This window comes from Citrobacter sp. wls826, from assembly GCF_005281245.1.
In the GTDB taxonomy this organism is placed as follows: Bacteria; Pseudomonadota; Gammaproteobacteria; order Enterobacterales; family Enterobacteriaceae; genus Citrobacter; species Citrobacter braakii.
On the sequence record NZ_SZWS01000024.1, the window covers coordinates 134026 to 138906 of the forward strand.

Below are 4881 nucleotides of genomic sequence, written 5' to 3' on the forward strand. Positions count from 1 at the left end.
CGAAATACATACTGTTAAATTTCCAGCGCCAGCATCGTCCCTTGGGCAATAGCGCGTCGGGCATCCAGCTCCATCGCCACATCGCAGCCGCCGATCAGATGCACCGTTTTACCTGCCGCGTGGAGTGGATCAACCAGTTCACGGCGCGGCTCTTGTCCGGCGCAAATCACCACGTTATCCACGTTAAAGATCACCGGTTCGCCGTTCAACACGACGTGCAACCCATCATCATCAATTTTCTGATAGCTAACTGCCGGGATCATTTTCACGCCGCGTGAGAGCAGGGTGGCGCGATGGATCCAGCCCGTCGTTTTCCCTAAACCTTGTCCCGGTTTGCTGGCTTTGCGCTGCAACATCACTATCTGGCGCGGGCTGCGGGATAAGTGCGGGCCTTCCAGGCGTAAGCCGCCAGGCTGTTGCAGGCTGGTGTCGATCCCCCATTCCACGCAGAATTCCGCAATGTTTTGGCTGGTGGGCTCACCGGGCTGGCTCAAATACATGGCGGTATCAAAACCGATCCCGCCGCAGCCAACGATCGCCACGCGTTTGCCCACCGGCATTTTATCGCGCAGGACGTCGAGATAGCTGAGCACTTTAGGATGCGCGATCCCCTCGATCGGTGGCATACGTGGCTCGATCCCCCTGGCGAGGATCACTTCATCGAAGGGGTACAGATCGCGTGCGCTGACAAAGTGATTCAGCTTCAGCGACACGCCAGTCACGTCGATCATCCGGCGGTAGTAGCGCAGGGTTTCATAAAATTCTTCTTTGCCGGGGATCTGCTTAGCGATATTAAACTGCCCGCCAATCTCGCTATGCGCGTCAAACAATGTCACGTGATGACCGCGTGCGGCGGCATTAATGGCGAAGGCGAGGCCTGCAGGACCTGCTCCGACAACCGCCAGATTTTTCGGCGCAGTGGCGGTAACGATCGGCATTTTGGTTTCGTGGCAGGCGCGTGGATTCACCAGGCAAGAGGTGACTTTGCCGACGAAGATTTGATCCAGACAGGCCTGGTTGCAGCCAATGCAGGTGTTGATCTCATCGGCACGTCCCGACTGCGCTTTTGACAACAGTTCGGCATCCGCCAGAAACGGGCGCGCCATCGATACCATATCCGCATCACCACGCGCCAGAATGTCATCGGCCACCTGCGGATCGTTAATGCGGTTGGTGGTAACTAATGGGATCGTGACGTGACCTTTCAGCTTGCGCGTCACCCAGCTAAAAGCGCCGCGCGGCACCGGGGTGGCGATAGTGGGAATACGCGCCTCATGCCAGCCAATACCGGTGTTAATAATGGTCGCCCCTGCGGCTTCTATCGCTTGCGCCAGCTGGACGGTTTCGTCGAAGGTTCCGCCGTTTTCCACCAGATCGAGCATCGACAGGCGGAAGATAATAATAAAGTCATTACCGGCACGCTGGCGTACCGCGCGCACCACTTCCACGGCAAAACGCATGCGGTTGGCATACTCGCCACCCCACTCGTCATTGCGCTGATTGGTGCGAAGAGTCAGGAATTCGTTGATGAGATAGCCTTCCGAGCCCATCACTTCGACGCCATCATAGCCCGCTTCCCGCGCCAGTTGAGCGCAGTGGGCAAAATCTTCAATCAACTGCAGCACCTCATCGTGCGTCAGCTCATGCGGCGTAAAGCGGTTGATTGGCGCCTGAATGGCAGAAGGTGCCACCAGATGCGGCTGGTAGCTGTAACGCCCGGTATGCAGGATTTGCAGGGCGATTTTGCCGCCTTCGTCATGCACCGCGTCGGTAATGACACGATGATGTGCAAGCTGGCTGGTGTCGTTCAGCATCGCGCCGCCTTCCATCCCCACGCCGGAAAGCGCAGGCGCAATACCTCCGCTCACAATTAACGCTACGCCGTGACGGGCGCGTTCGGCGTAGAACGCGGCCAGCCGTTCTGCACCGTCGGGATACTCCTCCAGCCCGGTATGCATTGAACCCATCAGCACGCGGTTTTTAAGCGTGGTGAAGCCTAAATCGAGCGGGGCGAACAGCGACGGATAGCTCATAAAGGTGTCCAGTATGTAAAATTATTGTTATGTGGTCGGATGAGTTAATAATTTAGCCGTCGCCGCGTAAAAGGGAAAAGGGGAATGCCGTGATTGTGATGGGATTCAAAAAATGCCCCTGCGGACGCAAGGGCAAGTGGGTCAGAACGCCAGTCGTTTACCCAGACCGTCAAAGAGATGCAGGTGCGACTCTTGTACGGTGAGCGTAAGCGGTGTATCCGGCATGAAGCTAAGCTGTTGAAAAGACTTCAGGCACACGGGGTAGCCGGCCAGATCCAACCACACCAGCGTGGAGTCGCCCTGTAATTCACACAGCCGGGTACGACCTTGCAATGTGAAATCCCCGGTCTGCTGGTACTGCATATGCTCCGGGCGGATGGCGACAAACAGTTTGTCCCCGTCGCTAACGCCTGCGGGCTGACGGGTGAGGCGGAAGACGAGGTTATCGGCGATATGCAGCGCGCCTTCGCGCCATACCGCTGGCAGAACATTGATTTTTGGCGTGCCGATAAACTCAGCGACAAACAGGTTTGCCGGGGTGTTATACAGCTCCAGCGGCGTGCCCACCTGCTCAATTTTTCCCTTGTAAAGCACCACGATGCGATCGGCCAGCGTCATCGCCTCCACCTGATCGTGCGTTACATAGATCATGGTGTTTTTCAGGGTGTTATGCAGTTGCTGGATCTCCTGGCGCATCCCGACCCGCAACGCGGCATCCAGGTTAGACAGCGGTTCATCAAACAGAAACAGTTCCGGTTGCTGGACAATAGAACGCCCGATCGCCACACGTTGGCGCTGCCCGCCGGACAGATTCTGCGGCAGCCTGTCCAGCATCTCTTCCAGCTTCAGCATGCTGGCGGCGTGAGCGACCCGCTTATCAATCTCGGCGGCGGGCGTGTTGATATTACGTAAACCGAATGACAGATTTTCCCTGACGGTCATATGCGGGTAGAGGGCGTAGGACTGAAACACCATCGACAGGTTGCGTTTGCCCGCCGCAAGCCTGGTAACCTCTTTTCCCCCCATCACCAGTTTACCGCCGTCGGGGATTTCCAGTCCGGCGATGATCCTCAGCAGCGTGGATTTCCCGCATCCGGAAGGGCCAACCAGCACAATGAACTCCCCGGAGGCGATCTCCAGCGACAGATTTTCAATGATGGTGTTCTTGCCCCAGGCTTTATGAATATTGCTCAGGCTTAGCGCGGTCATAACCTCTCCTTGTCAGAATCCCAGGCTGCAATCAGCGTTAAAAGTTCATCGGTTTTGCGCGCCAGCAGTGCCGTATCCGCGCGGGTTTCCACGTTCAGGCGCAGTAGCGGCTCGGTGTTGGAGGCGCGTAAGTTGAAGCGCCAGTCAACGAAGTCGATGCTCAACCCGTCGCAATCGTCACGCAGGCCGCCGGCTTGCAGATAGTGAGCGGCGATGGATTGCATGACAGATTGCGGATCGGCCACCGTCAGATTGATTTCGCCGGAAACCGGAAAGCGCACCTGGGCGTGTTCGATATACGCCGACAGCGGACGGCTGTCGCTGCCGATAATTTGCAGCAGCAATACCAGTGGGATCATCCCGCTGTCACAATAGCCAAAATCGCGGAAGTAGTGGTGGCCGCTCATTTCTCCGCCGTAGACCGCGTCCTCTTCGCGCATCCGCGCTTTGATAAAGGCGTGCCCGGTTTTGCTGATGACCGGGATTCCGCCGCAGCGAGTTACAACGTCCAGCGTATTCCACGTCAGGCGCGGGTCCAGAATGATGTGACTGCCTGCGGAGCGTTTCAGGAAGTGCTCGGCGAACAGGCCAACCAGGTAGTAGCTCTCAATAAAGCGGCCACACTCATCAAAGAAGAAGCAGCGATCGAAATCGCCGTCCCAGGCGATGCCGAAATCAGCCTGATTTTCGATAACCGCCTGCTGGGTGATGAGGCGGTTTTCCGTCAGCATCGGATTCGGCACGCCCGCCGGGAAATGACCGTCCGGCTGATGGTGCAGGCGAATAAACTCAATCTGAACGCCCGCACGGGCTAGTCCGTCGGCGATCGCGTCAAGCGCAGGCCCGACGGTGCCATGTCCGGCGTTGGTCACAATACGTAGCGGGCGAGTCGGCGGATGCTGAAGGAAGCGCAGCAGGCAGGCAATCCAGGCGGGGCGATTATCATAAGGGATGAGGCTGCCACGATGGACAATCGGAGCAAAGTCATTGCGCTCCGCCAGCGCTTTTATCTCCAGCAGGCCGTTGTCGTTACTGATCGGACGCGCCTCTTCGCGCACCAGCTTCATACCATTGTACTGCGCCGGATTATGGCTGGCGGTAATCTGAATGCCACCGTCGGCACGCAGTTCCCGGGTGGCGAAGTAGATCTCTTCGGTGCCTGACAGACCAATGTCGATAACATCCACGCCGCTGGAAATCAGCCCGTCGGTCACGGCGGATTTTAACGATTCCGAGCTAAGGCGAATGTCGGCGCCGATCACTACCCGGCGCGGATGGCGCCAGGCGGCGTAAGCGCGACCGATGCGAAAGGCGATATCCGGCGTCAGGTTGACGCCAACCTCACCGCGAATGTCGTAGGCTTTAAAACAGGTTAGTTCATCCATAATCTACTCTTCTGTAATTAATGAGTCAGGCTGACTCCCGAATGATGAGCTGGTAAGGCAATTCATAGTGGGTCACCGGTCCTCTGGTGAGCAGCAATTTGACGGCCATTTCCCCTTTCTTTTCCGCGTCTTGCGCGATGGTGGTCAGGCGTATTCCCGCCACCTCAACGGCGAGATTATCGAAACCGGTAACGGCAACCCGCTGCGGAACCGCCAGTTGCTGCCGTTGGCAGTAGTGGATCGCGCCGACGGCG

Annotated in this window: 4 protein-coding genes; all 4 read right to left on the reverse strand. The window is 57.4% G+C overall.

Annotated elements, in window-relative coordinates; translation table 11 throughout:
* Positions 1–14: 14 nt before the first annotated feature.
* A complete protein-coding gene (locus FDW87_RS05725; protein WP_137379513.1) occupies positions 15–2033 on the reverse strand; it encodes an FAD-dependent oxidoreductase in 2019 nt (672 codons plus the stop codon).
* A 141-nt stretch (positions 2034–2174) separates the two neighbouring features.
* On the reverse strand, positions 2175–3242 hold the full coding sequence (locus FDW87_RS05730; protein WP_137379514.1) for an ABC transporter ATP-binding protein: 1068 nt from the start codon (positions 3240–3242) through the stop codon (positions 2175–2177).
* The gene (locus tag FDW87_RS05735; protein WP_137379515.1) at positions 3239–4627 is read right to left on the reverse strand and encodes a phosphomannomutase CpsG; all 1389 of its coding nucleotides are present in this window, start codon (positions 4625–4627) and stop codon (positions 3239–3241) included. Before FDW87_RS05735 ends, FDW87_RS05730 begins: the two co-directional genes overlap by 4 nt.
* A 25-nt stretch (positions 4628–4652) precedes the next feature.
* Positions 4653–4881: substrate-binding domain-containing protein (locus FDW87_RS21870; RefSeq protein WP_252363025.1), on the reverse strand; the 229-nt coding region annotated here is incomplete at its 5' end.

Bases quoted from the DNA above. Each gene is read 5' to 3' on its own strand.
- FDW87_RS05725 (WP_137379513.1), bottom strand. From the start codon at position 2,033: ATGAGCTATCCGTCGCTGTTCGCCCCGCTCGATTTAGGCTTCACCACG.
- FDW87_RS05730 (WP_137379514.1), bottom strand. From the start codon at position 3,242: ATGACCGCGCTAAGCCTGAGCAATATTCATAAAGCCTGGGGCAAGAAC.
- FDW87_RS05735 (WP_137379515.1), bottom strand. From the start codon at position 4,627: ATGGATGAACTAACCTGTTTTAAAGCCTACGACATTCGCGGTGAGGTT.